General features: G+C 47.4%; 34 protein-coding genes and 6 tRNA genes. 5 read left to right on the top strand and 35 right to left on the bottom strand.

All coding sequences use genetic code 11. From position 1 onward, the window contains the following. Positions 1-83: 83 nt before the first annotated feature. The 31 genes from AGRI_RS01910 to AGRI_RS01755 all read right to left on the bottom strand — a co-directional run bounded on the left by AGRI_RS01910 (position 84) and on the right by AGRI_RS01755 (position 18,081). Complete coding sequence (locus AGRI_RS01910; RefSeq protein ID WP_008983330.1) at positions 84-494, bottom strand: PaaI family thioesterase; 411 nt, start codon at positions 492-494, stop codon at positions 84-86. 125 nt (positions 495-619) lie between these two features. Continuing rightward, positions 620-1,000: a hypothetical protein gene (locus AGRI_RS01905; protein WP_156808346.1), complete on the bottom strand. Its 381-nt coding sequence runs from the start codon at positions 998-1,000 to the stop codon at positions 620-622. A gap of 79 nt (positions 1,001-1,079) precedes the next feature. Next, the gene (locus AGRI_RS01900; protein WP_008983328.1) at positions 1,080-1,643 is read right to left on the bottom strand and encodes a flavodoxin family protein; all 564 of its coding nucleotides are present in this window, start codon (positions 1,641-1,643) and stop codon (positions 1,080-1,082) included. Between the two features lie 109 nt (positions 1,644-1,752). Further along, positions 1,753-1,980 carry a hypothetical protein gene (locus AGRI_RS01895; RefSeq protein WP_008983327.1) on the bottom strand — a complete coding sequence of 76 codons (228 nt, stop codon included), beginning with the start codon at positions 1,978-1,980 and terminating at the stop codon, positions 1,753-1,755. Between the two features lie 102 nt (positions 1,981-2,082). Continuing rightward, a complete protein-coding gene (locus tag AGRI_RS01890; RefSeq protein WP_008983326.1) occupies positions 2,083-2,505 on the bottom strand; it encodes a GNAT family N-acetyltransferase in 423 nt (140 codons plus the stop codon). A gap of 104 nt (positions 2,506-2,609) precedes the next feature. Next, positions 2,610-3,014, bottom strand: coding sequence for a hypothetical protein (locus AGRI_RS01885; protein ID WP_008983325.1), 405 nt, complete (start codon positions 3,012-3,014; stop codon positions 2,610-2,612). A gap of 115 nt (positions 3,015-3,129) precedes the next feature. Continuing rightward, the gene (locus AGRI_RS01880; protein WP_040291175.1) at positions 3,130-3,693 is read right to left on the bottom strand and encodes a TlpA family protein disulfide reductase; all 564 of its coding nucleotides are present in this window, start codon (positions 3,691-3,693) and stop codon (positions 3,130-3,132) included. Positions 3,694-3,709: 16 nt separating this feature from the next. Further along, positions 3,710-4,129: a hypothetical protein gene (locus tag AGRI_RS01875; RefSeq protein WP_008983323.1), complete on the bottom strand. Its 420-nt coding sequence runs from the start codon at positions 4,127-4,129 to the stop codon at positions 3,710-3,712. Positions 4,130-4,699: 570 nt separating this feature from the next. Continuing rightward, positions 4,700-4,963, bottom strand: a complete 264-nt coding sequence (locus AGRI_RS01865; RefSeq protein ID WP_008983322.1) for a hypothetical protein — start codon at positions 4,961-4,963, stop codon at positions 4,700-4,702. 116 nt (positions 4,964-5,079) lie between these two features. Continuing rightward, positions 5,080-5,400, bottom strand: a complete 321-nt coding sequence (locus tag AGRI_RS01860) for a hypothetical protein (RefSeq protein WP_008983321.1) — start codon at positions 5,398-5,400, stop codon at positions 5,080-5,082. Between the two features lie 122 nt (positions 5,401-5,522). Next, positions 5,523-5,786 carry a hypothetical protein gene (locus AGRI_RS01855; RefSeq protein ID WP_008983320.1) on the bottom strand — a complete coding sequence of 88 codons (264 nt, stop codon included), beginning with the start codon at positions 5,784-5,786 and terminating at the stop codon, positions 5,523-5,525. Positions 5,787-5,876: 90 nt separating this feature from the next. After that, positions 5,877-6,899, bottom strand: a complete 1,023-nt coding sequence (locus AGRI_RS01850) for a DUF4062 domain-containing protein (RefSeq protein ID WP_008983319.1) — start codon at positions 6,897-6,899, stop codon at positions 5,877-5,879. Between the two features lie 93 nt (positions 6,900-6,992). Further along, complete coding sequence (locus tag AGRI_RS01845; protein ID WP_008983318.1) at positions 6,993-7,568, bottom strand: hypothetical protein; 576 nt, start codon at positions 7,566-7,568, stop codon at positions 6,993-6,995. 121 nt (positions 7,569-7,689) lie between these two features. Further along, the gene (locus AGRI_RS01840; RefSeq protein WP_008983317.1) at positions 7,690-8,796 is read right to left on the bottom strand and encodes a PDDEXK family nuclease; all 1,107 of its coding nucleotides are present in this window, start codon (positions 8,794-8,796) and stop codon (positions 7,690-7,692) included. 105 nt (positions 8,797-8,901) lie between these two features. Further along, positions 8,902-9,348 (bottom strand): hypothetical protein, encoded by a 447-nt coding sequence (locus AGRI_RS01835; protein WP_008983316.1) that lies wholly within the window; start codon positions 9,346-9,348, stop codon positions 8,902-8,904. A 99-nt stretch (positions 9,349-9,447) separates the two neighbouring features. Then, positions 9,448-9,792 (bottom strand): hypothetical protein, encoded by a 345-nt coding sequence (locus AGRI_RS01830; RefSeq protein ID WP_237713002.1) that lies wholly within the window; start codon positions 9,790-9,792, stop codon positions 9,448-9,450. A gap of 114 nt (positions 9,793-9,906) precedes the next feature. Then, positions 9,907-10,170 (bottom strand): hypothetical protein, encoded by a 264-nt coding sequence (locus AGRI_RS16470; RefSeq protein WP_156808345.1) that lies wholly within the window; start codon positions 10,168-10,170, stop codon positions 9,907-9,909. Positions 10,171-10,262: 92 nt separating this feature from the next. After that, entirely contained in the window at positions 10,263-10,559 is a 297-nt protein-coding gene (locus tag AGRI_RS01825; RefSeq protein WP_008983314.1) for a hypothetical protein, read from the bottom strand. A 110-nt stretch (positions 10,560-10,669) separates the two neighbouring features. Next, on the bottom strand, positions 10,670-11,077 hold the full coding sequence (locus tag AGRI_RS01820; protein WP_008983313.1) for a GFA family protein: 408 nt from the start codon (positions 11,075-11,077) through the stop codon (positions 10,670-10,672). A gap of 424 nt (positions 11,078-11,501) precedes the next feature. Beyond that, positions 11,502-12,296, bottom strand: a complete 795-nt coding sequence (locus AGRI_RS01810; RefSeq protein ID WP_008983312.1) for a S1 family peptidase — start codon at positions 12,294-12,296, stop codon at positions 11,502-11,504. Positions 12,297-12,369: 73 nt separating this feature from the next. Continuing rightward, the gene (locus AGRI_RS01805; protein ID WP_237713001.1) at positions 12,370-12,531 is read right to left on the bottom strand and encodes a hypothetical protein; all 162 of its coding nucleotides are present in this window, start codon (positions 12,529-12,531) and stop codon (positions 12,370-12,372) included. A 221-nt stretch (positions 12,532-12,752) separates the two neighbouring features. Beyond that, positions 12,753-13,271, bottom strand: coding sequence for a hypothetical protein (locus AGRI_RS01800; protein WP_008983310.1), 519 nt, complete (start codon positions 13,269-13,271; stop codon positions 12,753-12,755). Positions 13,272-13,746: 475 nt separating this feature from the next. After that, positions 13,747-13,822: transfer RNA gene (locus AGRI_RS01795), tRNA-Gly, on the bottom strand. 35 nt (positions 13,823-13,857) lie between these two features. Then, positions 13,858-13,944: transfer RNA gene (locus AGRI_RS01790), tRNA-Leu, on the bottom strand. Positions 13,945-13,978: 34 nt separating this feature from the next. Beyond that, positions 13,979-14,052 (bottom strand) — tRNA-Cys (locus AGRI_RS01785). 24 nt (positions 14,053-14,076) lie between these two features. Next, positions 14,077-14,152: transfer RNA gene (locus AGRI_RS01780), tRNA-Gly, on the bottom strand. Between the two features lie 222 nt (positions 14,153-14,374). Continuing rightward, positions 14,375-14,932: a CDP-diacylglycerol--glycerol-3-phosphate 3-phosphatidyltransferase gene (gene pgsA / locus AGRI_RS01775; protein ID WP_008983309.1), complete on the bottom strand. Its 558-nt coding sequence runs from the start codon at positions 14,930-14,932 to the stop codon at positions 14,375-14,377. A 31-nt stretch (positions 14,933-14,963) separates the two neighbouring features. Next, the gene (gene uvrC / locus AGRI_RS01770) at positions 14,964-16,781 is read right to left on the bottom strand and encodes an excinuclease ABC subunit UvrC (protein WP_008983308.1); all 1,818 of its coding nucleotides are present in this window, start codon (positions 16,779-16,781) and stop codon (positions 14,964-14,966) included. A gap of 14 nt (positions 16,782-16,795) precedes the next feature. Beyond that, complete coding sequence (gene uvrY / locus AGRI_RS01765) at positions 16,796-17,446, bottom strand: UvrY/SirA/GacA family response regulator transcription factor (RefSeq protein ID WP_008949363.1); 651 nt, start codon at positions 17,444-17,446, stop codon at positions 16,796-16,798. Between the two features lie 274 nt (positions 17,447-17,720). Next, positions 17,721-17,811, bottom strand: a tRNA-Ser gene (locus AGRI_RS01760). A 179-nt stretch (positions 17,812-17,990) separates the two neighbouring features. Beyond that, positions 17,991-18,081, bottom strand: a tRNA-Ser gene (locus AGRI_RS01755). 159 nt (positions 18,082-18,240) lie between these two features. On the opposite strand from AGRI_RS01755, the gene AGRI_RS01750 reads away from it, so the two are divergent. The 5 genes from AGRI_RS01750 to AGRI_RS01730 all read left to right on the top strand — a co-directional run bounded on the left by AGRI_RS01750 (position 18,241) and on the right by AGRI_RS01730 (position 20,393). Beyond that, positions 18,241-18,909, top strand: coding sequence for a Bax inhibitor-1/YccA family protein (locus tag AGRI_RS01750; protein ID WP_008983307.1), 669 nt, complete (start codon positions 18,241-18,243; stop codon positions 18,907-18,909). Positions 18,910-19,008: 99 nt separating this feature from the next. Further along, positions 19,009-19,398, top strand: coding sequence for a sulfurtransferase complex subunit TusD (gene tusD / locus AGRI_RS01745; RefSeq protein WP_008983306.1), 390 nt, complete (start codon positions 19,009-19,011; stop codon positions 19,396-19,398). Further along, positions 19,398-19,757 carry a sulfurtransferase complex subunit TusC gene (gene tusC / locus AGRI_RS01740; RefSeq protein ID WP_008983305.1) on the top strand — a complete coding sequence of 120 codons (360 nt, stop codon included), beginning with the start codon at positions 19,398-19,400 and terminating at the stop codon, positions 19,755-19,757. The genes tusD and tusC overlap by 1 nt, the downstream gene beginning before the upstream one ends. Before the next feature lie 26 nt (positions 19,758-19,783). Beyond that, positions 19,784-20,047 (top strand): DsrH/TusB family sulfur metabolism protein, encoded by a 264-nt coding sequence (locus AGRI_RS01735; RefSeq protein ID WP_008983304.1) that lies wholly within the window; start codon positions 19,784-19,786, stop codon positions 20,045-20,047. Positions 20,048-20,051: 4 nt separating this feature from the next. Continuing rightward, entirely contained in the window at positions 20,052-20,393 is a 342-nt protein-coding gene (locus tag AGRI_RS01730) for a TusE/DsrC/DsvC family sulfur relay protein (RefSeq protein WP_008983303.1), read from the top strand. Between the two features lie 95 nt (positions 20,394-20,488). Here AGRI_RS01730 and serS read toward each other — a convergent pair whose 3' ends face one another. The 4 genes from serS to AGRI_RS01710 all read right to left on the bottom strand — a co-directional run bounded on the left by serS (position 20,489) and on the right by AGRI_RS01710 (position 26,557). Further along, positions 20,489-21,778 carry a serine--tRNA ligase gene (gene serS / locus AGRI_RS01725; RefSeq protein WP_008983302.1) on the bottom strand — a complete coding sequence of 430 codons (1,290 nt, stop codon included), beginning with the start codon at positions 21,776-21,778 and terminating at the stop codon, positions 20,489-20,491. Positions 21,779-21,975: 197 nt separating this feature from the next. Continuing rightward, positions 21,976-23,319, bottom strand: a complete 1,344-nt coding sequence (locus AGRI_RS01720; RefSeq protein WP_008983301.1) for a replication-associated recombination protein A — start codon at positions 23,317-23,319, stop codon at positions 21,976-21,978. Beyond that, positions 23,319-24,023 (bottom strand): outer membrane lipoprotein periplasmic chaperone LolA, encoded by a 705-nt coding sequence (gene lolA / locus AGRI_RS01715; protein ID WP_008983300.1) that lies wholly within the window; start codon positions 24,021-24,023, stop codon positions 23,319-23,321. Before lolA ends, AGRI_RS01720 begins: the two co-directional genes overlap by 1 nt. Next, a complete protein-coding gene (locus AGRI_RS01710; protein ID WP_008983299.1) occupies positions 24,023-26,557 on the bottom strand; it encodes a DNA translocase FtsK in 2,535 nt (844 codons plus the stop codon). Before AGRI_RS01710 ends, lolA begins: the two co-directional genes overlap by 1 nt. Positions 26,558-26,659 lie beyond the last annotated feature (102 nt).

The following is a 26,659-nucleotide window of genomic DNA, read 5'->3' as shown; positions in this document are numbered from 1 at the left end:
TGGCTCCATCAAGGCACATAACGCTTAAAGCAGCGGAAAACAAAAGTGTAGCGGAGCTTTTGGTTTTCCGCTGCCTTTACTTGTTAGCTTTTTGATACCGGTACCGAATAAGTAGCAACAACGTGCGCCACCGGTTCAGCAAGACCTTCCGAATATAAAAATACCTCTCCGACCACAAGGCTCTTTCCTATCTTTAATAATGAGCAACGCCCGATAATATCCCGATCGGAAGACGGCTTACGCAGGAAATTAATGTTGAGACTGGTCGTTACCGCAAGCGGCACCAAACCTATTTCACCCAGGATAGCTACGTAGAGTGCCACATCGGCAACTGCCATCAATACGGGACCGGAGACCGTACCGCCAGGACGGAGTTCTTCAAAACCGATACGATGCCTAACCGTAGCGCCACGCGAACCGATCTCCTCGACCGTACACTTTGTTTGAGGAAACTCCGTTTTTAAGAACTCTGTAATTTCTTCTTTGGAAACCATGTTTGGACTCCGGCGAAAGCTAACGCTGAGGTAGCCGGGCCAAAGCCGCGGGCGATAGGGCGCATAAAATGCGCGGAGCGCATGCGCCATAGCACGCGCGGTTTTGGGTCCGGCTGACCGATTTGTTATATGCTCGCTGATAGGTTGCAGGACTTTTCATCACTTGATAAGCGACCTGTAATTTTATAATCAGTGCTCGATTGCGCATTAATCTGAATGTTTCCTGGAACCATTTTGATACCCCAAGAAAATTTAAATTCGCACATGACGTTAACTTTGTGCTCGCCGGGAGCAACGACAGCCCTTGTACCTAGAGTGTAATTCCCAACCCACAATATCTCTCCATCATCAATGGTTCGAATCATGACTTTCAAGGTTGAACTATTTTCCCCAATTAATAGGGCATCACCGGGTTTGCGCGATACTGAATTTGAGGCGCAGCTTGCAGCCGCAAGTATTGATATTATTAAAGCGATATTCTTCACGCTACGTTTTCCTTTAGGCATATAACGCCCCGCGCATGCGCGCGAACTTGTGAGCGTCGCAAGGGCCGAAGGCCCTGAATGACGCGGATTGTTATATTTTTTATGCTGCAAATCTCTTGGCTACGTTAGCAACACGCTGCCCTAGATACTTTGCTGTTACTACATCGATTGTATTTAGTTCGCCATCTGCGGAGTGTGCAATTAAGCCAGATTGAGCGCCAAGCCTGTTACGCCCTTCCGCATCACAATTACCTGGTATATCTAAACTTGCCCATAACATGCCATGTTGGTTTGCGAAAATTTGCATGTATTGAATGGTGTTTAACTGATCACCATTCAGATTTGAGCCAATGGTAAAACCACTAGCAATTTTATTAGACCAAGCTTTCTCAGCCCAAAGATCACCCGTTGCATCAGCAAAAGCTTTGAATTGTGCCGATACACAACCCATAAATGTAGGTGAACCGAAAACCATTGCATCGACATTGTTAAGTTGCTCTATCAGGGCTAAGTTTTTAAAACGTCCATCAACAATATCCGTACCCACAATTTCAGCAAAAACAACATCAACCTCAGAGACAGAACGAATGCCCGAAGCTACTGCTTCAGCAAGTTTTTTTGTTGTACCTGATGCCGAGTGAAAAATAATGGCGACCTTTACCACTTAACTATCCTTAAAAAATATAACGCCCGCCACAAACGCGAGCAACGTGTTGCGAGTCGAGCGCCCAACGGGCGCGTTTTTGATGGCGATTGTTAGGCATTTGGTGCAATCACATTTTATTGCAAATATCTATAATCATAGAAAGAGCTTGGCTTATGACTGCCAGCGCCGTAAATACAGCAGCCCATGCATTAAGCTTAGATGCCCTTTTCATGGCATTGCTTAACTCTTTATCCATATCAAAACCAAAACGGAAATTAACCCTCGAAGATAAAAACCAAAATACCGCCGACACAAATGCAAATATAATTGCCGCAATACTTAAATACAGAGTCATGAATTTATACTCCTAATGCCTAACGCCCAAATTTAGCGCGGAAAGCCGCGCAGCGGGTTGACGTCGCAGCCAGCGCTTTTTGCTGGCGATAAAATTTGCTTGTTAGGAGACGGTACGGCTCATGTAGTAAAACCGCTCGTCTTCACTCGTTAAACCGAACCCTTGCCGCTTATACAAATGAACAGCAGGGCTGTTTTTAAACACTCTAAGCTTTAAAGTTCCAGCACAGTGCTCTCTCGCGAGTCGCTCCGCCTCTGCAAGAGCGATTGAGCCAATACCTTGATTCTGATAACTCTGATCAACTTGCAAATCACGTAACCAGCATTCTTCTGTATCGAAAGACAACCTCATGACACCAACAAGTATTCCCTGAACCAAAATGTCATAATTCACAAGCTCTTGCGTCATTTTCTCAATCTGTTCTTCATCCCAATCTACAGAATATTGTTCATAGTATGTTCGCATATTCGACAGAGTAAAATGTGCTACTTTTGCTAAATCCTTAGCCGGTTCAAATGTAACCACCGCTCTAGTCTCCTAACGCTTTGCTAATTGGCTGCCGCAGCGCAGCGTAGGCAGTCCAGTGGAGGCCACGTTTTTTTGAGGCCGGAACGAAATTAAGCAATTTTTTATATAGCCTTGCGTAACCAAAGCAGGTGCAAAACTATATGAATTAGTAAAAATAAAGCTGGGCATAAAAACAAATAAACCTCAAACCAGCCACTACCAAGTTTAAACATTTCACCGTCGAATTTAACACCTGACCAATAGGTAAATCCCAGAGCCAAGAAGCCTAAAATAAGAAATACCAACCGTGTCTTATGATTAAGCTTTAAACCCCAACTTACCGAAGTTAAAGCAATATAGCCAGCAATCCCAAATAGTGAAGTCAAAATCCATTTAAGGCTAAATGTAATAGGTAAATCAAAAATGCTACCTACCGCGCCAATTAAAGCGAAGCATGCGAGTACAACCAGCAAAGTTGATGGCACCCAGGCAAGGACAGTTGTTAACCCAATTAGTAGATTTCTCATAAGTTTCTTAGGCTATATAACGCCCAAATTTAGCGCGGAAAGCCGCGCAGCGGGTTGACGTCGCAGCCAGCGCTTTTTGCTGGCGATAAAATTTGTTTGTTAGGCATGTCTGCGCTCACTCAGAAGCCGTACCGACGTGAAAGTTGAGCCAAGCTTCGATACCTTCTACCGTAGCATGCCCGTCTTCGCCGCCGAGTTGGTTAGCATACACAGTCGCCAACAGCCGACCTTTTGAATCTAGAAGCGCAAACGCCGGATACGCATCAACGTTTAACTGCTCGGACAAAAGCTCATTTGCATTAGATGCGACAGGCCATTTAAGACCGTAACGTTTCACATACCTCGCAGCCTCATCATGGTTATCAGGTGTAATCGCTAGCACGTTAATGTCATTACGATTCTCCATTACTTGGTTTAGCTTCGGAACCTCTCTGATACATGGAGGGCAATACTGCGTGTAGAAATTGATAAGAACGGCCTTGCCGAGAATTCTATCTGCAAGAAGTGCTTTGCTGTTTGGATCCTCAAGGCTGTTTAATGGAAAGATCTCTCCAACTGCAACCCTAAAATCCGATAAAGCTTTATATTCCTTATCTTTAGCATATGCAAACTGTAGTGTTGCAATAATCCAAATTACGATGACGACTGTTTTTGAGTACGATCTCAATGTCTTCTCCAAAGCCTAACGCCCAAATTTAGCTCGGAAAGCCGCGCAGCGGGTTGACGTCGCAGCCAGCGCTTTTTGCTGGCGATAATATTTGATTGTTAGCACGGGAATTAAACACCTTCACCCGAATGGCATTAACTAGCGCAACGCACCAACAAATGACGAAATAGCCAGTAAATACCATAAAGATGTCATCAGTTATTACCGCGCCTAAAAGGGATGCCATATACAAAAGAAAGCTGCTTACTATGGCTGAAAAGGCTAAACAATTAACGAGATGGCTTCTGTCTTTAGTTAGTGCAACAAAACCTAACCCCAGAGCAACAATAACAAACTGAATATAGTTGGCTGGTATAGTACTTTTGCTCAGTAACTCGACAATAAACACAACACCATAAAATATGAAATGTAAAAGTGCTGCATAATCAACCATTTTCTTGGTAGTCATCTTAACTCCCTGTATTAGTGCTAACGCCCGCCACAAACGCGAGCAACTTGTTGCGAGTCGAGCCGCAAAGCGGCGTTTTGATGGCGTTTGTTATGCATTTTCTCGGTAGCCTTTCTGCCAGCGCTTTGGGTAAATACCTTTAAAAGCGATATTTATAAATTCGTCTTTACTAATGAGTCCTTTTTGGCACTTAATTCCGTAGTAAATAAAAGCTGATAAAACACAAAATATGTACAAACAGAAAATAAGCGTTAAAAGGCAGCTTGCGAACATAAACATAACTATCGTTTGATCATACTGCCGGATAGGAATATCAGTGGCTATACCAAAGAACGATGAAATATATTGGAAAAGGTAAAACGCTAATACTCCACCCAGTATGCAACCGAAACCGCCGACTCTCGCTGATTCAGCGTAGAAATGAGGTTTTAAGTTTAACTGACTTTTAATTGCCCGAATCACTATGTGATTACCTCAAAATGCATAACGCCCGCCACAAACGCGAGCAACTTGTTGCGAGTCGAGCGACCAACGGGCGCGTTTTTGATGGCGCTTGTTATACATGCGGTGTCAAACTCTGCTATAACTAATATTTTGGTTTACTGTACCGTCAATAATTAAATAGCTGGTTCCACAACTACATTTAACGTTACCAACCACTTTATTCAACAATGGACCTGCAACACCAAGCTCAACAAGCAAGTCTCCTGCATGACATGGCTTTGCTCTATCATCAGATTCCAAATTTATATCGTCTCTAACTGCTTCTTCAAACTCAGCTTGTTTACCCGCCTCAAGGTAGTTTGCATTTGACCACTTAAATTGAATGTTCATATGAGCCTCTGTGAAATGTATAACGCCCGGCTCACCGAGCAAATTTTTGATGGCGGCTTTTGTGCGGCCCTTTGCACAAAAGATGACAGCGGAAATTTGTCCGGTGCAGCCGTTTGTTATGCATTGGACACAAAAATGACCGATATCCCATATGTGACCTGAAAAAACATTGCGATAATGATGAAACTACCTATTACGTAATTGGGCACCTTGTTTTTCAGGATATACCATGCAAGCGAAATTTGAGCTACAGCCTGTATAGCTGCGATACCCACGAAGTGACGCAACTGCCACAAATTATCCTCTAAGTCTGGCAGAGATGTCTTGTACGTAATAAAGAAGGGAAAAACACTTAATAAAATAACAACTGTAAATATGCCCTTCTTCCGCCAATCAGCCAGATCCGTTGCCAACAGCTGCTCTTTGATCTTGTTCACGCTTTTTACCGTAAAGTTGCATAACGCGTTACTAATGGGCTGCCGTAGCGCAGCGTAGGCAGTCCCGTGGAGGCCATGCTTTTTGTGGCCGGAACGCAATTTAGTAATTTGTTATGTGACATTTAATGTTTAGCAATTGTTGAATGGTGCATAACCCAATAAGCTAAAGCAACAAATACACCACCAACTAAAACAGCCAAAGACCACAACCAAGAATTTACAAATGCTAGAGATCCATGCTCTCTTTGTAATTTGTTGGCGTCGTTAAATACTGCAGCACTGAAAGCAAGATGAACTAAGATGGCACCTATAATTGGCAATATATTCCACATAAAGCCAAACGCCATTACTTGGCCTGAGTTCAAACTATTAAAATATAAATCCATTTAGATACCCTTTTTTAAAGATCAGCTTGATGCTGAGAGTCACATAACGCCCAAAGCAGCTGCGCGGTACGCGTCGGCTGCCTTTGCTTGTTAGATTTTTTTTATTGCTCGGAGGCCAACTAAAAGTGAATCCCCCTTCTCGGTTAGACTCCAGTATGTATGTTTATCTTTGACACTTCTATTTTTTGTGCTTTTTTGTATTAATCCTAAAGCTCGAAATTGCACAATTATCGTTTCTAAAATATCGCTCTCTACTACCGCGTACGATTCATAACCAGAGAAATTTTTTTGTTTGCTGATAACTTTTTCTTCTAATTTTGATATGGTTTGGTTAAGTTTACTTTGCAGATTACGTTCATCTGACTCATTCGCCATCGAAGGCGCTAATGAAGCAAATAAAGAGTTCCAAGATATTTCAGTTCTTAGCTGCACTTCAACATAATCATTCCAACCATGTTTCGCTTTTGCGGTATATGGAAATGAAAATATTTCCTCTCCCTGAGCTAAGTCGCTTGGGTCAACTCCAGTATTTGATTGCTTAGAAAGTTCGGCCTTAAGTTTTTCGATTTCGTTTTTTAACTTCAATATCTCCTGCGATGCTCCTTCGTCTGGGACAAGATCCGCTTTTACCCAGCCAATAGCAGGAGATCTTTTTTTAAGCTGAACAATACTTCTTCCTACTACAGCTGATAACTCAGTGGGCGTTTTCCAAAACTTACATAATTTCTTTTGAGCAAGAGATCTGAAGCTTGCAAGCTTTTCTTGCATTTCCTTATCTGATTCAGAAAACTTTGCAGGAATTAATTCTGGCTCTTGATGCAAGAAAGCAATTACCGGCTTCCCAGTGTCTATTGCGTAGCGGTATTCCATTTCAGTGTAACTCAATCCACTTTCAGAGCAGGAACCATAGCGCCCAGCTAAAATTAGTAAATAGTAGTCACAGTCATCTATGACAGACTTGATGAAACTCCATTGATCTTCATCGGATGCTGGAAAAAGCTCCATTCCAATAGGTATGCAGTCAAGTTCTAATAGAGCTTGAGTAACCTCTTTACGTTCATCCAAAAGATCAATGTAAGTGGAGCTGACGAACACTTGATACTTTTTTTCCATGAATCCACGATTCTCCTAAAAATCTAACGCCCCGCGCATGCGCGCGAACTTGTGAGCGTCGCAAGGGCCGAAGGCCCTGAATGACGCGGTTTGTTATGTTTTTATACTATCTCTTACTCTACAACATGCTTCATGAGCAACATGCATTGTGTATCGAATTGACTGAATTTCCGTACCAATTCCATTATTTTCCCAAACATAACGCCACTTCTCGAACGCCTGACTTAGTGAGTCTAAGCAAGTAAGAATATCTTCACCTTCATGCAAATTGTAAAAACCGCGAACAACAGACGCTGAAGTCAAAAAGAAGTCTTTTCCTTTTTTTGGCATCCCTTTGTAAAGGGCCAACAAATTATGCCCTCTAATCTTACCATAGGCATCATGTATGGCTTTTAAATAAAGTTCGATGCTAAATGTTGCATTTACGACAAATGGAGAAACACTACTTCCTTTGAAAGGTGATTTTCTTAGATCCTTTTCGTAAATTTCTTTAGCAATTATCGCGAATGAATTAGCTTGGTAATAAATCGCGTCATTAACCGTAGCCTCTGCATGAAGACCTTTATCTTTAAGTATTTTTTCAGCAGCTTTCAGATCCTCTAAGGTATTGCCGGTTGCTTCATAAGAACCCACCACAACTCCATTTAGAAGAATGTCTTTTTTCAACATTAATATCGCTCATTACTAAAAAACATAACGCCAACAGCACGCGCGGTTACAGAATGGAGGCGAAGCCGCAATGCAGTAACCGTCGCCGTGCCTGTGTTTGTTAGGCAATTTCTTGGTTATGCTACAAAATTTTAAGCTCATTGAGGCGATTTCTTATGTGTTCGTTAGTGAGTGGCTCGGTAAAGTCCACCTCCATCAGGGAAATTTCTAGCGCCTTGCATAGTTTTCTTTTCCTTTCATCGCGCTCTTGCAATGCGATTAAAGCGCCTTTTCCGCCCCAAATTGATATGGGCTGGTAATGTTGCTGGCCCTGATATTCGATACCTAATTTTAGACTTGGGATGTAGATATCAAGTTCTAGCCCTTCAAGCCAGTCTGGCCTGTGGTGCCTACTAATTTCGAGATCAGGAAAAATGCGTGCAATGATTTGATACAGTAGAGTTTCACTCACCCAGCCTTCGCCGATTTTTTTAAAGCCAAACTCTTGGCGAACAATATTTTCAACATTGTTCTTCAGCTTTGTTCTAAGTCTCTGATGCTCTCTTCTCAGTTTCAATAGCGGCTCAGCTTCTTCTTTTCTGACATTATGCCAATATGTTACTTCATCGCTAGCAATGTCTTCGCGGTCAGGGCCGTATACAATCTCATTTATTCGAGAATGCTCCACCTGGTACTTTATCTGCGCTTGCTCAATTTCGTGAATGAGCTCTTTGTATTCCGGTGGACATATATCTTCCAAATACTCCAGGCTGGTCGTGCTGATACCGAGGCGTAAATAGGTTTGTTGAATGTACCACCCAAAGCTTTGTTTAAACTGCCCGCCGTACATCTCATGACAGAACCTCTGCGTGGGCGGTGTTAAGTTGCATCTGTGGCATAGCTTTGGCTTGAAGCGAAAGTTTTGGCAGCTGATATCCCCGCCAACTTCTAAACTGATTTTTGCCAACACATCTGGGGCATTAAAGCTATCAACTACAGTTTCACGGAGAGGGTTTGAATTACGTTGAGAACGAAAATTCTTGTTGAGCTCTATAAGGTTCTCGAATGCCGAACGGCTACAGTCACAAAGGCATGCTTCAGCTTCCTCTGATTCTGAAAACGCAAAAAAAGCGCCATAGTGGTTCGGGTAATGAACAATAGGGTAAGGTAAGCCTTCTTCAACGCAGACCCCTCCCAAGGATACCGGAGGCAAAGCTTTTTTCTTCCGTGGGGATCGCTTCTTGGTCACGAGATTAAGACTTACTCCTGCTTTGCCTAACGCATAGCACACTGGCGACGAGCCGCGCAGCGGGTTGGCGTCCCAGCGACCAACGGGAGCGAGTGCTGCGTTTTGTTAGGCATTTTTTGCACCTAAAAATGACCACTGCTGCCAAGAACCTAAAGCAAACAAGCCGCCAATAAACAAACAGATACCAGAACTAATTAACCAAAACGTCAGACTGTTTTCTGGGAACATTGGCATTAACCCGACGAAGGAAACGCCCCGAAGTAAAAATATACCAGTAATGAGGATTAGCGCTAGTTTTGTCAGAGGTAAACGTTTAATTGCGCCCGCGCCCGACAGGCCATAAAGCGCCCAAACCAAAAGCACTATAACAATGACAGAGGTTACAACTGTTGGATACCACAGCCCTTGCTCTGCCATCAGGGCCATCTGTTCACCTGCACCGAAGAAACGATACCAATCGCCCCCGAATACAATACAGCCCAGATGAGCAAGTGCGGCAGCAAAACAACATATTGCCGCAGCCAGAAGATACTTGTTACTTGAAGTGTGCATCTTTCCTCCTTGAATGCCTAACGCAGCCAGCAGCGGCCGAAAAGCCGCGCAGCGGGTTTGAGGTCCAGGCCACGCAGTGGCCGTTGCTGACTGGCCTTGTTAAATTTCACTGACTTTACAACGCTGGTAGTAAATGACTACAAAAACTGACACAACTAACAGCAAGCCAACAATGCCGCCTGACAACACTGACAAAACTGATAAAGGCACCAGAATTTTTAACGCCAAATCCGAGCTTCGAACGAGATAAATGCCTAAAGACAAAACTGCCGCTATGGTTACCACATTAAAACTTAACAACCCTAAGAAATACCAAAAAGGGTCACTTGGATAGGCGAAGTCCTCAGTCGTCACCCACAGCATATCAATCTGCGTAATTAAGCGGATGGCAAGGTAAAGAGAATAACTAGCTAGCAGTATTCCAACAGTCCTTTGAAGATGCACCTGTACCTCCGTGAAATTTAACGCAAAGCACACGGGCGACAAAAACGCGATAGCGGGTTTGGCGTCCCAGCGACCAACGGGAGCGAGTGATGCGCATTGTTATGAGGTGCCACATTACACTGATTTTGTTTTAAAAAGCCTGACATACAGCAACCTCAACATATTACCGAAAACAAGATAAACACCACCATTTAGCAAAATGCTTACTCCAACAAAAACATAGTCTCCAACACCATTAAACTGCCCTCCTAGAACCAGCAAAAAAATCCAAGTAGGCCATAAAAACAATGTGTACGAAGACATATCAACTTTAAGTAAAAGCAACAAAACGGGAATGGCTAATCCTGCTATTAACAACAGGAGGTTGTGTTTACGCAATGGCCTTCACCTCATAACGCAAAGCACACGGGCGACGAGCCGCGCAGCGGGTTGGTGTCCCAGCAGCCGCAGGCTGCGAGTGATGCGCCTTGTTATGTGGCATGATAGAGACTGCTGTGCACGACAAATTTTTGAACTCCTTCGGTGGATTGAATACCATGAGGCATAGATAGATCGATTAATACTTTCTCCTGCTCAATACTTAGAACAGTGCACTCAATTTGTAATGTCGTAGGAAGCTTATCAGTGTTCAATTCTTGCTCAGTGAGAACTGGTAACTTCTCGATAATTCGGTGTTCACTTCCATCAAACTCTGTTAGTCTGCACTCAATCCAGATGGGGAAGTCCTCGCTCTCAACCCCTAAAATTTCGACTTCAACTAATCCCACTACATGCTCCATGCCACATAACGCCCAAATTTAGCGCGGAAAGCCGCGCAGCGGGTTGACGTCGCAGCCAGCGCTTTTTGCTGGCGATAAAATTTGCTTGTTATGTGCCATTATTTGCGATCGGCCGGGTGGTTTACACCATCGTTGGTTGGTACATTTGGTATTTTCAATGGGTTAATTCCCTCAAGGCAAGCAACATTAAAACCGTACTGCGTTGGATTTGACCTGCGTTGATGGTGGGTATAAATACCGCAGTTACTGCAAAAATAATGCTTGGCTGTCTTTGTATTAAACTGATAAAGCTTTAAAAAGCTCTCACCTTTTATAATTTTTATACCCGACAGAGGAATTGAAGCCGCTATTGCTCCACGCCGCCGGCAAAGCGAACAATCACAGCGACGTAATTCAACCAAACCATCCGGCAAATCAAGCTCAAACTCAACAGAACCACAATGGCAGGTAGCTTTGTGTTTAGCTTGGATTGGAACGCCATCAACCTCTTTCAAATTTAAAGCCATACTTGGTTCCTTGCGAGCACATAACGCTTAAAGCAGCTGCGCGGTACGCGTCGGCTGGCTTTGCTTGTTAGCAGCCCACACCGGACTTGCGCGGCTTGCCGCACTGGCAAACCCGAACAACGGCACGGCTGCTTTTAATTAAAAACTAAACCCGTTAACTGCGACACAGCGAGCCAACCGGAACCTGTAAACCTGTTTTAGCGAAGCCAGGAAGAACAACGCTACCGCTACAACCGTTTGCAGCAAACCTACAAACTGGCGAACTTAACCTTTTGGCGCTGCCGCTAAGAAAACTAAACGCGAGCCAGGCCGAAATAAAACTACTGACTAAAACCGTTAAAACCCGAAAACCTGCTAACGCCCGCCACACACGCGAGCAACTTGTTGCGAGTCGAGCGCCATAGGCGCGTTGTGCTGGCGCTTGTTAGCTAGCCAACACACTTAAAATCCAATCTTTGTAGACTGATAGCCGTACTTGGTATGCAGTAGCACCATACAGACCACCTTTGAATGTAGAAAGATCACCTTGCCAATACTGCCAACTTGATAACCCAGCAAGATAAGGTTCACCCTCAAGGAAAATAACGGATGGGCCTCCGCTATCACCAGATCCGTGAATGCCTTCAAGCGGCAATGAATTAGGCGGCGAATCAAACTTATAAGTCAGCCAACTACCCTTTGCACCATCAATTTTGTTATTAAAGGAATGCATTTTACGTAGAGGTTTAGTGCTCAAATCCTCACCAATTAAGCCGTTCCCTGTAGCTCCCCGACCGAACACAGTGACAATTTGACCCACTTCATTATCTTCCTGATAAATTTTCACCGGAGCGATGCCACTGACAGGTGATGACAGTTTGATTAACGCGATATCACTCCTTGAAGCAAAGAACGCCATTAATCGTGTTGCATCTCCCTTAAACAAAGATTCATCAGGCTCAATATAATCGGGATGTTTTGTTACTGATTCAATTTTGTAGCTTTCACCACCAATTTTTATGCTTTTACCTTTGTAATCATAAAAAATGACATGTGCTACTGTAATAATCCATTGAGGTGCAATCAGCACACCATGCCCCTCGTGAGGCATATCAATCAGAAACGCTGGTGCATTATCGACCAAATATTTTTTTGGCGGAATATCGTGTCGCTTTACAACTGCATTGCAGTAATTCGGCAATATCAGACTCACCGCAAACAATAACCACCAGAATTTCATACTAAGTCCATTTTCTAAGTCACCAGCTAACGCTCAAAGCAGCTGCGCGGTAAGCGTCGGCTGGCTTTGCTTGTTAGCAGCCCACACCGAACTTGCGCGGCTTGCCGCCCTGGCAAACCCGAACAACGGCACGGCTGCTTTTATTAAAAACTACACCGGCCAGCTGCGATACGGCGAGCCAACCGGAACCTAAAAAACTATTGAGCGAAGCCAAAAAGAACAACGCTACCGCCATCACCGTTTGCAGCAAAACCCGCAAACTGGCGAGCTTAACCTTTTGGCACTGCCGCTAAGAAAACCAAACGCGAGCAATGCCGGTACAAAACTAATGACTAAAACCGTTAAAACCCGAAAACCTGCTAACGCTCGCCACACACGCGAGCAACTTGTTGCGAGTCGAGCGCCCAACGGGCGCGTTTGTGCTGGCGCTTGTTATGCATTTGCACCAAGCTAGAACTATAAAAGCTTATAAAACAAGTGGCTACCAAACGAATTCCTATATAAATAAATAGCACCGAAAATCTGTTTTCTTGATGATATTACTTCAAGTATCTCATGACCGGCTTGCTCAATTACATCTTCAGGGAAAGTCATCGGCGTATACATGCCAACCAACAAAATACCAGGGCCATGTTGAGCCATAATGCTATTCATGGTTTTTTTGTCATATTTGTTGAGTATGACTTTAGTGACAATGTTTATTGAAGCCTCATCAGGGTTTAAAGTTAATCCATTCCCACCAGGAATATGTACTTTATCGTCAGCGGCATAAGTAGTAATACTTCTTGCCCATTCGCTGTTTTGAAAGGCGTCAGAAATTTCGATCCAAGTTGTATTTCCATCAATATCAACGATTGCATCTGGAGGATCTGGTCTACTCAAAACTTTAAGATCGCAGCCTTCCTTTGATAGAAAGATTTTAAAACTTTCCAGAACAGCAATTTCATGTGCAGGTTGAATATCTCGATGCTTCATTTCTTACCCCTGCATAACATCTTTATAGTTTGGAACGCACCTGCTTTCACGCAGTGTAAGCGCCCTTCTATTTTCAATTATGACACTACGCTAACGAATAACTTGCATTTAATCAATCGTTTTGATCCTAGGTATTTTTTTAGCCTGTGGAAAGCGGGTTAAAACCTTGCGATTCACAAATTTACAGTGTGCTTACAGCTACTGTTTTTTTGAACAGTTTGTGCAGCTTTGTGCTGATCTAGAAATATGGCTTGGTTGAGATAGTTGTGCACTTTGATATCGCAGGTGGCGTCTCCGGTACGGCAAGCATACCGGAGACGTAGGCCGGTTTAGCGTTGGGTTTAGGTGTTCTTTTTGGTATCGCAGGTGGCGTCTCCGGTACGCATGCGTACCGGAGACGGGGAGCAGAACGGTGTAGTGTTGGGATTGAGCCTAAAATGCAAAAAGCCGCTTTGGCAGCGGCTTTTTTGGAATTTGGAGCGAGTTACGAGGTTCGAACTCGTGACCTCGACCTTGGCAAGGTCGCGCTCTACCAGCTGAGCTAAACTCGCATTTTGAAGCTTTTATACTGCTGGTCAGTATAAAATGGTGCCCGGGGCCGGACTTGAACCGGCACGGGGTTTCCCCCGAGGGATTTTAAATCCCTTGTGTCTACCGATTTCACCACCCGGGCAGACACCTGTTTAACCTGTCAGTCAGGGTGTTAATGGAGGCGGGTCCCGGAGTCGAACCGAGGTGGACGGATTTGCAATCCGCTGCATGGCCACTCTGCCAACCCGCCACTAAGCTTTCCGACTCTGAGAGTTGGAGCGAGTTACGAGGTTCGAACTCGTGACCTCGACCTTGGCAAGGTCGCGCTCTACCAGCTGAGCTAAACTCGCGTTGCTATGGCCATCTGCCTTAACACGAGACGCATTCTACTGTTTTATACTGAGTCGTCAATAACAAATTTTTAGTTTTATGACCGTTTGCTTAAAAAGTAGCAGCATCGGCGGTAAAAACAGCAACTTGCTTTGTTCTGGCCCCCTGCGGCGGCATCCTGTTTCAAAACCGGCCGCTGCGACAGTCGAAACACGCGCTGTCCAGGCCCGGTTTCAGTAGCACTAGTTTGCGGCTAAATCGGCCCAGGCCGCGCGCAGATATTCGTACATCGACCACACGGTTAAAATGGTGGCGATATACAGCAAAATCCAGCCAGCCGGAGTAAACCAGGCAAATAAGGGCAGCTGGGGTTGCCAGATCAGGCCAATTAACGCCAGCATCTGAGCGATGGTTTTGTATTTGCCCAGATTAGAGACCGCTACATTGGCACGTTTGCCAAGGCCGGCCATCCATTCGCGCAGGGCTGAAATAAAGATTTCGCGGCTGATAATAATAATCGCCGGCACGACCGCCCAGAGGTTATGAATATCGGCAGCAATCAGCACCAGCGCCGTGGCAACCATCACCTTATCGGCTACCGGGTCAAGAAAGGCACCAAAGGGTGTGGACTGCTGTAAACGGCGGGCCAGATAGCCATCCAGCGCATCGGTTACCGCAGCTAAACAGAACACCAACGCCGACCAGAAGCGGGCGTGCTCTAAGCCAGAATAGAAGCAGAAAATAAATACCGGGATCAGCAGCAAGCGAAAAAGGGTTAACAGGTTAGGAATATTCCACATTTTAGTTCTCACATCAGTCCTGATTGTCATGCTACTTGTTCTGGCAGGCCTGGTAAATCTTTTCAGCCTGTTGCTTAGAAATCCCCGGCACTTTGCACAGTTCGGCAACACTGGCGTTTAATACGCCTTGCAAACCACCTAAATATTGCAACAAAGCCTGGCGGCGTTTTTCGCCGATACCGGCAATATTTTCCAGTGGACTTTTCAGCAGTGCTTTACCGCGTTTATTACGATGTCCGGTTATCGCAAAACGGTGCGCTTCATCGCGGATCTGCTGAATTAAATGTAGTGCCAGTGAATCCTCGGGTAAATGAATGCTACGGCCGCTATCCCATAAAATCAGCGTTTCCAGGCCGGCTTTACGGCTAACACCTTTTGCCACACCTATTAACAGCGGCTTTTTGGCAAAGGGCCAGTTGGCAAATTGTTCTAAAGCGATATTAAGCTGGCCCTGGCCGCCGTCGATAAACACAATATCCGGAATTTTGCTTTCATCGCTTAGCTTGCCGTAACGTTTGTCCAGCGCAAAGCGCATAGCACCATAATCATCGCCCGCCGTTACCCCGGTGACGTTATAACGACGGTATTCCTGCTTATATGGGCCTTCACCATCAAATACTACACAGGAGGCAATGGTTGCCTGCCCCATGGTATGGCTGATATCAAAACACTCCATGCGGCCAATAGGGGTATCCAGTGCCAGCTGTTGCTGCAGTGCCAGATAACGGGCGCGCATCTTTTGTGTTAACGATTGCCGGCTATCCAGCGCTATCGCTGCGTTCTTTTGTGCCAACGCCAGATACTGCGCTTTCTCGCCACGCTTGGCATAGGTTAAGCGCACCTTATGCTCGGCCAGCTTGCTGATGGCGTCAGCCAAGGCTTCGGTATCGGGTATTTCCAGCGGCAGCACAATTTCTTTTGGAATTTGCTGTTCGCTGTGGCCACTTAAATAAAACTGCAGCAAAAAGGCCGACAGCACTTCGGCGGCTTCGGTATCGGCCGGCACTTTCGGATAATAGGATTTACTGCCCAGAATTTTCCGATCGCGGATAAAGAGTACATGTACTACTGCCGTTTGCCCTTGCAGGCTAAAGCCAATCGCATCCAGCTCTTCATGCTCGCCGCTGACATGCTGCTGCTCCTGCACCCGGCGCAGTGCACTGATCTGATCGCGATACGCAGCCGCCGCTTCAAATTGTAATTGTTCGCTAGCGCTGTTCATCTTTTGCACCAGATCATCAATTACCTGCTGGTTTTTACCGCTTAAGAATAAGGTGGCTAAGCGTACTTGCTCGCTGTAATCCTGGTCGGAAATTTTACCGACACAGGGCGCGCTACACAGCTTTAACTGATACTGCAAACACGGCCGGGTACGGGCGCGGTAAAAACCATCTTCACACTGGCGGATCGGGAAAATCTTCTGCAGAGTTTTGAGGCTATGCCACACCGCACCGGCATTAGGGTAAGGGCCAAAATACTGCCCCGGCACCTTGCGCGGGCCGCGGTGTGAGCTGATCCGCGGATGTTTATGCGCGGATAACAGAATATAAGGGTAAGATTTATCGTCCCGCAGCAATACGTTGTACTTTGGCAGGTATTCTTTAATCAGGTTATTTTCCAGGATCAGCGCTTCGGTTTCGCTGTGGGTCAGCGTAAATTCAACCTGCTGGATCTGACTTACCAGCGCCCGGGTTTTAATGCTGTCGACTTCTTTACGAAAATAGCTGCTGAGGCGTTTTTTCAGATCTTTGGCTTTACCAACATAGATCACTGTGCCGGCGGCGTTTATCATCCGATAAACACCGGGCTGCTGTGGTACGGTCGCCAGAAAGGCTTTGGCGTCAAACATGGATATTTCGGGTATTAGTGCGCAATTTTCGCGATATCAATCATGCCATGGCGCAGTGCCAGGTGAGTTAATTCAACATCGCCACTGATCGCCAGTTTTTCAAACATCCGGTAACGATAAGAATTCACCGTCTTAGCGCTAACGTTAAGTTGCTCGGCAATGTCTGTGACTTTCTGGCCTTGGGTAATCATCAGCATAATTTGCAGTTCACGATCGGATAAGCCTTCAAAGGGGTTAGCCTGCTGGTTATTCACCTTGGCCAGTGCCATTTTTTGTGCCACTTCGTCGGAAATATGCCGCGCGCCGGAGTAGACCTTTTTAATGGCCATAATCATTTCTTTCGGCGGGGTGTTTTTCGAAATAAAACCTGCGGCACCAAGTTGCATCACTTTAGTGGGCACGGGCTCTTCACAGGAGATCGACAAACCGATAATTTTAATTTCCGGGCAGTAATGCAAAATACGCTTGGTGGCGGTCATCCCGCCCATACCCGGCATATTCATGTCCATCAATACCACATCAGGTTCATATTGCCGGCAAAATTGCAGGGCTTCTTCGCCGGTACTGGCCTCGCCTATCACCTTGATACCGCGCTCATCCATTAGTATGCGACTGATCCCAGTTCTTACCAGCTCGTGATCATCAACTAACAGCACGTTAATCAACTTGGCTCTCCGTTATACTGGCTTACCTGTTGCTCACCCTAAATACAAGCGATTCAGGTATAGAATTATTCTGCTGTCTAGCATAGCCCAGCGCACCGTTTTTTCCTAATACTTATTCGTAATAAACATAGGATGGCGCCCGGCACCGATTTTGCTGAAAAACAATAAAGTTATAATTTAAATTAATGAAATTAAATGCTAATTTTAACGTTAAGTTAAAAATCATTTTGAGTGGTAAAGTGTAGGAATCAGGATGGCTGACTGTGCTTAGAAGTGGCGGAGGGAGAGAGATTCGAACTCTCGGTAGGCTACTAACCTACGCCGGTTTTCAAGACCGGTGCATTAAACCGCTCTGCCATCCCTCCGCGCTGGCCGGCATATTAAAAAGGCCGCCGGTTTTTGTAAAGTGCAAAGTTTCGCAGTTTTATCTGTTTGCTGAGATTTTCAGCAACAAGCTGCTATTTTCTGCTGTTTTTCTGCTACGCCCTGTTAGCGTAGCGCTAAAAACAAAAAACCACCGGTTAAGGTGGTTTTTCAAAATAAGTGGCGGAGGGAGAGAGATTCGAACTCTCGGTAGGCTACTAACCTACGCCGGTTTTCAAGACCGGTGCATTAAACCGCTCTGCCATCCCTCCAGCGCTGCGTATATTAATCAGATCGTTACGGAAAAGAAAGTAAAACCATGAAAAATTTTTTAGTTGCTGTATTTTCAAGCGGCTAAGACTGGAGATAGTGGAACTTTAACAGTATGATGCGGTCATACAAATCAAACTTGGTCCAGAGGAGACAGCACTATGTCATACAGAGAAACCAGTAATATCGGCACCCTCAGTCAGGGCGTCGAAATCAACAAGGTCCTGCGCAATACTTACTTTCTGCTTGGTTTAACCCTGGCGTTCAGCGCTGTGGCAGCCGGCATTTCAATGGCAATGGGTATGCCAGCGATCGGCGCCATCGTCTGCATGATCGCCGGTATTGTTATGCTATTTGTGGTTCACAAGAAAGCTGACAGCGCCAGCGGTATTTTCTGGGTATTTGGTTTTGCCGGTTTAATGGGTGCCTCTTTAGGCCCAATGCTGCTGGCCTATGCCGGTTTACCGAATGGTCCGTCATTAATCATGCAAGCTCTGGCCGGTACCGCGCTGATTTTCTTTGGCTTATCAGCCTATGCCCTGACCAGCCGTAAAGATTTCTCCTTTATGGGTGGCTTCCTGATGATTGGTTTGCTGGTTATCGTGGTGGCGGCTATTGCCAATATCTTTCTGTCGATTCCAGCGTTAAGCCTGACTATCAGCGCAGTAGCCGTGCTGGTGATGTCTGGTTTAATTCTGTTTGACACCAGCCGTATTGTACACGGCGGTGAAACAAACTATATCCGTGCCACTGTTGCCCTGTATCTGAACATCTTTAACCTGTTCGTACACCTGCTGCAGCTGTTAGGCATTTTTGGTGGCGATGACTAAGATCGCAACCTAAACTAGCCGGCAACGGTTGAGTTCGCTAAAATGCCCCGCCTGTGCGGGGCTTTTTTATTGGCCCTTTCCAACTGCAGGGAATCTAAGATGACCACCCGCTTTAGCTTGTTGTTGCAACAAAGCCCCTTTGCCGGCCAGAGTTTTGCCAGTGCGCTGCAGTTTGCCCGCGCGGCACTGGCGAAGGGTTATCTGCTGGAACAAATATTTTTGTATGAAGATGCCGTTTTAGCCGTGCAGCCGGGTATTGATTTACCGGCCGATGAGCCGGATCTGGCGGCGCAATTAGCCCGCTTCTGTCAACAACAACAAATCCCGTTATTATATTGTGTGACCGCAGCCGAGAAGCGTGGCGTCTTTTCCGACATAAATGCTGATGCGAAAGCCGACAAAAGTGCCAACGCTCCCCCCCCTTTTATTGCCGCGGGTTTGGCAGAGTTTGCAATGCGGTTAACCGGCACTAAGGTGGTACAGTTCTGATGCAAGCGATTTTGTTAATCCAAACTGCCTCGCCTTTTAACCAGGCCAAAGCGCGTGAGGCGCTGGATCTGGCATTGGCACTGGCTGCGATCGAACATCAGGTATCGATGCTGTTTCAGGATGATGCCGTTTATCAACTGTTAGCGCCAGATTTCGAACAAACAACTGCCCCGCTAAAAGCCTTTCAAAAAAGCTTTGGCCTATTTGCGCTATACGATATTGGCCCCTGCCTGGTCTGTCAGCAGTCGTTAGCCGCACGCGGGCTGGCGCAGCTGTCGTTACCAGATGGTTTTGTGCAGGCTGATAGTGCCGCGATCCAAGCCGCTATGCAGCAGGCTGATCAGCTGATCCGCTGTTAGTCAGCGAACCAACGAGGAAGGCGACGATGAAACTGATTACGTTAACCAAGCCCCTGCTGGATACGACAGCGTTAAGCGCTATCTGCGCACCGGGTGACGCTATCCTGCTGCGCCAGGATGCGGTGTACCTGTGTTTACAACCCGGTTTGACACTACCGGTTCCGGTGCTGGCGCTGGCCTCTGATGTGCAGTGGCGTAATATCGTACCACAGACCAAAGTTGAGCTGATTGACGATGCCCGCTGGGTAGAATTATGCGCTAGCGCCAACCAGAATTTATTATGGAATTAACTCGATGACACAGGCGTTTTTAGAAGTAGCCGGTAAGTCGCTACCACTGGATAAACATGGCTATTTGCAGCAGCTGACAGACTGGACGCCTGCAGTGGCGGAGGCCTTTGCCCAATTAGAGCAGCTAACACTGAGCGACGCGCACTGGGAAGTGATTTATTTTGTACGCGAGTTTTATCAGCAGTTTAATACCTCACCGGCAATTCGGCTGCTGGTTAAAGCGATGGCAGAAAAACTGGGGCCGGAAAAGGGCAACAGCAAATATTTGTTTTTATTATTTCCGGAAGGCCCGGCAAAACAGGCCACGCGGCTGGCGGGATTACCAAAACCGGCGAAGTGTCTTTGAGTGTTGAGTGTTGAGCAGTAAAACGTGTTTTAAATAAAGATGTAACTGCAGTTTGCTCTTTGCGGTCTAAACCGCAAAGAGCAAAGACATATAGCTTAAGCTAACTTAGTTTGACCGCCCATATAAGGCTGTAATACCTCTGGAATGGCCACTGAACCATCGGCTTGCTGGTAGTTCTCCAGAATCGCGACCAGGGTACGGCCCACTGCCAGGCCAGAGCCATTTAGCGTATGCAGCAACTCTGGCTTTTTGCCCTCTTCCGGCCGGAACCGCGCTTGCATCCGGCGCGCCTGGAAATCGCCCATATTGGAGCAAGAAGAGATTTCACGGTAGGCATTTTGCCCCGGTAACCAGACTTCCAGATCGTACGTCTTGCACGAGCCAAAGCCCATATCGCCGGTACAGAGCAGCATTACCCGGTATGGCAGGCCTAATAACTGCAGAATTTTCTCAGCATGGCCGGTCAGCTCTTCCAGTGCCTGCATTGACAGTGCCGGATTCACCAACTGCACCAGCTCCACTTTATCAAACTGATGCTGGCGGATCAGACCCCGGGTGTCACGGCCATAAGAGCCGGCTTCACTGCGAAAACACGGCGTATGGGCGGTATATTTAAACGGCAACTCACTGGCTTCAAAAATACTGTCACGCGCCAGGTTGGTTACCGGCACTTCTGCTGTTGGGATCAGCGCCATACCTTGCCCCTCTTCAGTCGCCGGCTGGGTATGGAATAAATCGGCACTGAATTTTGGCAGCTGGCCGGTACCGTATAAGCTGGCATGGTTAACCAGATAAGGCACATAAACTTCGGTATAGCCATGCTGCTGGGTATGGACATCCAGCATAAACTGGGTTAACGCCCGGTGCAGCCGCGCCATCTGGCCCTTCATCACCACAAAGCGTGAACCGGATAGTTTTACCGCACTTTCAAAATCCAGCCCTTCGGCATAGGCTTCGCCAAGCGCAACATGATCTTTAACCGGGAAATCAAACTGGCGTGGCTCGCCGACGCGACGCACTTCCAGATTTTCGGTTTCGTCTTTACCGACCGGTACTGACAGATCCGGTAAATTAGGAATGCTCAGTGCAATTTTATCCAGCTCGGCCAGTACCGCATCCAGGCGGATCTTGGCGGCATCCAGCTGAGCGCCTAAACCATCGACTTCGGCTAACAAAGGCGCGATATCTTCACCGCGGCCTTTTGCCTGACCAATGGCTTTGGATTTAGTATTACGCTGATTCTGCAGCTCCTGGGTTTCAACCTGCAGTACCCGGCGTTGCTCTTCCAGTGCACTGATAGCCGCGACGTCCAGCGTCATACCACGGGTCGCCAGTCGCTCGGCAGTTTGCGCCAGTTCTGCGCGTAAAAATTTCGGATCTAACATAGAATTCGCTTCAGTTCGCTAAATTAGGCCAGCTGCTTGCTGGCGGGTGATCATAACAGGGCTGAATATTACTAAGCTGCCACTAAAATTGAAATGCCTAACGCAGATTTTCTGTGTCCTTGCGGGCTTTTATCAGTCACCGCCGCCAGCGCGCCCGGCTCACTCGGTTAAGACTCGCCGAGCCTGGCTAAGCCAGTTCAGGCTTTCGGTTCGTTACTGCGCTGTAATGGGCTTTGTGCATCCAGTTGGCGCAGATAACGCAACTTTTCCGCCAATTGCTTTTCCATGCCGCGCTCGCTCGGCTGATACAGCTGCTGTTGCCATAGCTCAGGCGGTAAATAGCGCTCACCGGCGGCATAGGCTCCCGGCTCATCATGGGCATAGCGATAACCAGCGCCATGCCCAAGCTGTTGCTGCAATGCGGTGGGCGCATTGCGCAGATGCAGTGGCACCGGATAATCCGGACGCTCTGCGACCAGCGCTTTCGCCTGGTTAAAGGCCAGATAGACGGCATTACTTTTTGGTGCCAGCGCTAAATACACCAGCGCCTGGGCAATAGCGCGCTCCCCCTCCGCCGGGCCGACCCGGCTAAAGGTATCCCAGGCATTGAGTGCCAGCGTTAAAGCGCGCGGATCGGCATTGCCAATATCTTCACTGGCAATCGCCAGTAAGCGCCGCGCCACATAAAGCGGATCGCCGCCACCGGCCAGAATACGGGCAAACCAGTACAAGGCGGCATCCGGATCTGAGCCGCGTACCGATTTATGTAAGGCAGAAATCAGGTCGTAAAACAGATCGCCATCACGGTCAAAGCCTGGCAGTTGCTGCGGCACAATTTGCTGCACCTGCGCCACCGTCAGTTCAGACTGTGCCGGTGAGAGCTCTGCCAGTTGTTCCAGTAAATTCAGTAAGCGCCGGGCATCGCCATTAGCTAAGCGCAGTAATAGCTGCTCAGCTGCCGGCTCTAGCGTTAATTGTTGTGCGCCTAAGCCAAGTTCAGCGTCAGACAGCGCACGCGCCAGCACCTGTTGTAAGTCTGCTTCGGTCAGTGGCTTCAGCACACAGACCCGGGCGCGGGATAAAATAGCGTTGTTAAGGGCAAAAGCCGGGTTTTCGGTGGTGGCGCCAATAAAGATAATGGTGCCATCTTCGATATGCGGTAAAAAGGCATCCTGCTGCGCTTTATTAAAACGATGCACTTCATCGACAAACAGTAAGGTGCGTTGCTGATACTGCTGCTGGTGCAGTTTGGCTTGCTGAATACTGTCACGGATTTCTTTAATGCCGGCCGTGACCGCCGACAACCGCTGCATTTGGGCTTTGGCATGGCCAGCAATCAGCTCGGCCAATGTGGTTTTACCGGTACCCGGTGGTCCCCACAGGATTAACGAATGCACCCGGCCGGCCAAAATCGCCTGCTGCAATGGCGAGCCGTCGGCCAGCAGGTGTTGCTGACCCACATAGTCTTTAAGTTGCGCCGGTCTGAGGCGGGCGGCTAATGGCCGGAAGTCGGCACCAAAATCCAGCGATAAACTGGCCATTAACGCTGCCGTTGATCATCGACGTCCAGGTTAGACGTGACCTTAAAGCTAAACTGCCGCTCGGCAATCTGCGGATTCAGTTTAATATCGCTAAACAAAAATACGCTTTGTTGCTGGTTAATATCAATCACCTGCATTTCAATTAGCTTGTCCTGGCTAAAGGTTAACAGTAATTGTTGTACCGGATTATCGCTGTTTAACGGGTGGATAAAAAAGCTCTGTTCCTGCTTAGTGACCTGATACTGCTGCCATAACGCTTCATCGGTTGAGGTCAGCAAAGCAAAAGGGGTTTGCCCGACTTCGCTTTGTGCATCGTAAATACTGACCTGCTCCAGCAGCTCATTGTAAACCCACAGCGTTTTACCATCACTGACTAATAAAGACGGCTCCGGCTCTGTACTTTCGAAACGAAAGCGCGCGCCTTGTTTTAAGGCCAACTGCCCTTTACCTTCCTGCAGCACTTGCTGCTGAATATCATAAACTTTCTGCTGATAATTCGCGGTATAGCTGCTAATGCGCGCCAGCTGTTGCATCAGTTCAGCACTGGCATCCTCAGCGCTCAGACGTTGTTGCCGCAGCGCTTGCATATGAGGCGCAAAATCTGGCCGTGGTACCACTTCCACAGTTTGTGCAGTCAGGGGCGCACTTAACGCCGCTGTTAATACTACTGCTGAATAAACCAGAGCTGTTGCCAATTTACGCATTAATTACCTCTGTTAGGAACCAAAACTTCGCGGTTACCATTGTGGCCCGGTGGGCTGACTAACCCGCTATGCTCCATCTGCTCGACCAGACGGGCAGCGCGATTATAGCCGATCCGGAATTTCCGTTGCACACCAGAAACCGAGGCCCGGCGTGATTCAATGACAAAAGCCACTGCCTGATCGTACAGCGGATCGGCTTCACCCTCTTCGCCTACGATAACTTCACCGGGCAATAAGTTCTCTTCGGTGGTTTCGCCACTTAAGATTTCGGGTAAGTACTGCGGTTTGCCGCGTTTTTTCCAGTCGGCAACCACCGCATGCACTTCGTGGTCATCAACAAAGGCGCCGTGCACCCGGGTCGGCACACCGGAGCCCGGCGGCAGATATAACATATCACCCTGGCCAAGCAGGCTCTCGGCACCCTGTTGATCAAGAATAGTGCGCGAGTCAATTTTCGACGATACCTGAAAGGCGATCCGGGTCGGAATATTGGCCTTAATTAAACCGGTGATGACATCCACTGACGGCCGCTGCGTGGCAAGGATTAAGTGAATACCTGCTGCCCGGGCTTTTTGAGCGATGCGGGCAATCAGCTCTTCGACTTTCTTACCGACAATCATCATCATGTCGGCAAATTCGTCGATCACTACGACAATGGCCGGTAGTTTTTCCAGGTAAGGCGCGCTGTCGCGCATATCATCAGAGGGTTTCCACAGCGGATCTTTTAGTGGCTGCCCTTCGACAATCGCCTCTTTAATCTTGGCGTTATAGCCCTTCAGGTTACGCACGCCCATCGCTGACATCAGCTTGTAACGCCGTTCCATCTCACCGACACACCAGCGCAGCGCATTGGCCGCATCTTTCATATCGGTCACCACTTCGGTCAGCAGATGCGGGATGCCCTCATAAATCGACAGCTCCAGCATCTTCGGGTCGATCATAATAAAGCGCACATCATCCGGCGTGGATTTATACAGTAAGCTACAAATCATCACGTTAACGCCAACCGACTTACCCGAGCCGGTGGTACCGGCAACCAGTAAGTGTGGCATTTTTGCCAGATCGGCCACCACCGATTTACCGGCGATATCTTTACCGAGCACCATCGTCAGCGCTGATTTTGATTCGTTAAACACCTCATCGCCAATCACTTCTGACAAACGCACAATTTCGCGGTGCTGGTTTGGCAGCTCTAAGCCGATAAAACTTTTACCCGGAATCACCTCGACCACCCGTACACTAATGGCCGATAACGAGCGGGCGAGATCTTTAGCCAGGCCGGTAATTTTACTGACTTTGACACCGGGGGCCAGATCCAGTTCAAAGCGGGTGACTACCGGCCCAGGGTGTACGCCAACGACCCTGGCTTCGACGTTAAAGTCCAGTAACTTGGCCTCGACCAACCTTGATACCCGTTCTAAATCAGCAGGATCGATGGGGTTGGTGGCTTTGTCAGGACGATCCAGTAAGGCTAATGAGGGTAACTCTTCCAGCGAATGGGTCACTTCCTGGCTATCGTCTTCTTCCGGCTGCGCCACATTGTCGTCTTCCGGATAGCGCAGTAGCGGGTGCAATTCTTCCTCGGTTTCAATCTCGCGGAAGGTGCGGCTGATATGGGCAGCGTCGACCGGATCATCCACAGCACTGAAGGATAACTGTTCATCGGCCAGGGTATCGACGCTGTAATAAGCTCTGCCTTCGGTGCGCTCATCCAGCGGCCGGATCGGTAACGGCTCTTTGCGTTTCAGCTCAGGCTCAGCAACAGGTGGCCAGCTAAATTGTGGCTCCAGCTCCTGCTCTGAATCCGCCCAGCTGGTATCCTGCTCCGTAACCTCGCGTTTAACCCGGCGGGCTTTTGGCGCGGGTAAGGCATCGGCGTCTGTTTCGGTAAACACCGGCTCTGGTAAAGGTTTGGCCGAAAAGTGCTGCGCCAGTTTACTAAACAGATAAAAACAGCCGGCCCCTAAGTGATCCGCAACCGTTAACCAGGAGATGCCGGTTAGCAGCGTTAAGCCGGTGGCAAAGGCGCACAGTAATAACAAACTGGTGCCGATAAAATTAAAGTAGGGTAACAGGCTGCTGCTCAGCATATCGCCCAGCACACCACCGGAAGAGAAGTAGTAAATATCGTTAAAATTCATACTGCTGATTGCAGTAGCAGCGCATAACGTCAGGATCAACCCGAAAATACGCAAGCCTAAAATCAGATAATCGAGACTGATCAGATCTTTAAAGCGCTTAAATAGCAGATAGCCACAAAGCGCCACAAAAAAAGGCAACAGATAGGCAATCCAACCAAAGCTGAATAACAGCACATCAGCCAGCCAGGCGCCAGTGCGGCCGGCATAGTTATTAACTTGTTGTTGATAGCCGGTTTGTGACCAGCTCGGATCGGCAGGGTCAAAAGAGATCAGTGCCAGTAACATAAAAATGGCAAGCGCAGAGCATAGGATTAACCCTACTTCGAGCAAACGCTGGACACCATTTAACGAAAAAAATACTTTGCTTTGCAAATGAAAGGCCTCTAATTTCATTTTTTGCTCCGCTCCTTAAACTAACTGGCGCCAATCAGGCGCGAACGAACCGCTGTGCGGAGTGCTGTGCTTAGGTTACCAGAGCCGTCTGAAAAGTGCATC

Origin of the sequence: Alishewanella agri BL06 (assembly GCF_000272005.1) — a bacterium.
Taxonomy (GTDB): Bacteria; Pseudomonadota; Gammaproteobacteria; order Enterobacterales; family Alteromonadaceae; genus Alishewanella; species Alishewanella agri.
The sequence above is the reverse complement of the archived record's forward strand: the minus strand, read 5'-3'. Positions and strand labels throughout refer to the sequence as shown.

Coding starts and splice junctions, on each gene's coding strand:
- AGRI_RS01910 (WP_008983330.1), bottom strand. CDS start 494: ATGGTTTCCAAAGAAGAAATTACAGAGTTCTTAAAAACGGAGTTTCCT.
- AGRI_RS01905 (WP_156808346.1), bottom strand. CDS start 1,000: ATGCCTAAAGGAAAACGTAGCGTGAAGAATATCGCTTTAATAATATCA.
- AGRI_RS01895 (WP_008983327.1), bottom strand. CDS start 1,980: ATGACTCTGTATTTAAGTATTGCGGCAATTATATTTGCATTTGTGTCG.
- AGRI_RS01885 (WP_008983325.1), bottom strand. CDS start 3,014: ATGAGAAATCTACTAATTGGGTTAACAACTGTCCTTGCCTGGGTGCCA.
- AGRI_RS01875 (WP_008983323.1), bottom strand. CDS start 4,129: ATGACTACCAAGAAAATGGTTGATTATGCAGCACTTTTACATTTCATA.
- AGRI_RS01865 (WP_008983322.1), bottom strand. CDS start 4,963: ATGAACATTCAATTTAAGTGGTCAAATGCAAACTACCTTGAGGCGGGT.
- AGRI_RS01855 (WP_008983320.1), bottom strand. CDS start 5,786: ATGGATTTATATTTTAATAGTTTGAACTCAGGCCAAGTAATGGCGTTT.
- AGRI_RS01850 (WP_008983319.1), bottom strand. CDS start 6,899: ATGGAAAAAAAGTATCAAGTGTTCGTCAGCTCCACTTACATTGATCTT.
- AGRI_RS01845 (WP_008983318.1), bottom strand. CDS start 7,568: ATGTTGAAAAAAGACATTCTTCTAAATGGAGTTGTGGTGGGTTCTTAT.
- AGRI_RS01835 (WP_008983316.1), bottom strand. CDS start 9,348: ATGCACACTTCAAGTAACAAGTATCTTCTGGCTGCGGCAATATGTTGT.
- AGRI_RS01820 (WP_008983313.1), bottom strand. CDS start 11,077: ATGGCTTTAAATTTGAAAGAGGTTGATGGCGTTCCAATCCAAGCTAAA.
- AGRI_RS01810 (WP_008983312.1), bottom strand. CDS start 12,296: ATGAAATTCTGGTGGTTATTGTTTGCGGTGAGTCTGATATTGCCGAAT.
- AGRI_RS01805 (WP_237713001.1), bottom strand. CDS start 12,531: ATGGCGGTAGCGTTGTTCTTTTTGGCTTCGCTCAATAGTTTTTTAGGT.
- AGRI_RS01800 (WP_008983310.1), bottom strand. CDS start 13,271: ATGAAGCATCGAGATATTCAACCTGCACATGAAATTGCTGTTCTGGAA.
- pgsA (WP_008983309.1), bottom strand. CDS start 14,932: ATGTGGAATATTCCTAACCTGTTAACCCTTTTTCGCTTGCTGCTGATC.
- uvrC (WP_008983308.1), bottom strand. CDS start 16,781: ATGTTTGACGCCAAAGCCTTTCTGGCGACCGTACCACAGCAGCCCGGT.
- AGRI_RS01750 (WP_008983307.1), top strand. CDS start 18,241: ATGTCATACAGAGAAACCAGTAATATCGGCACCCTCAGTCAGGGCGTC.
- tusD (WP_008983306.1), top strand. CDS start 19,009: ATGACCACCCGCTTTAGCTTGTTGTTGCAACAAAGCCCCTTTGCCGGC.
- tusC (WP_008983305.1), top strand. CDS start 19,398: ATGCAAGCGATTTTGTTAATCCAAACTGCCTCGCCTTTTAACCAGGCC.
- AGRI_RS01735 (WP_008983304.1), top strand. CDS start 19,784: ATGAAACTGATTACGTTAACCAAGCCCCTGCTGGATACGACAGCGTTA.
- AGRI_RS01730 (WP_008983303.1), top strand. CDS start 20,052: ATGACACAGGCGTTTTTAGAAGTAGCCGGTAAGTCGCTACCACTGGAT.
- serS (WP_008983302.1), bottom strand. CDS start 21,778: ATGTTAGATCCGAAATTTTTACGCGCAGAACTGGCGCAAACTGCCGAG.
- AGRI_RS01720 (WP_008983301.1), bottom strand. CDS start 23,319: ATGGCCAGTTTATCGCTGGATTTTGGTGCCGACTTCCGGCCATTAGCC.
- lolA (WP_008983300.1), bottom strand. CDS start 24,023: ATGCGTAAATTGGCAACAGCTCTGGTTTATTCAGCAGTAGTATTAACA.
- AGRI_RS01710 (WP_008983299.1), bottom strand. CDS start 26,557: ATGAAATTAGAGGCCTTTCATTTGCAAAGCAAAGTATTTTTTTCGTTA.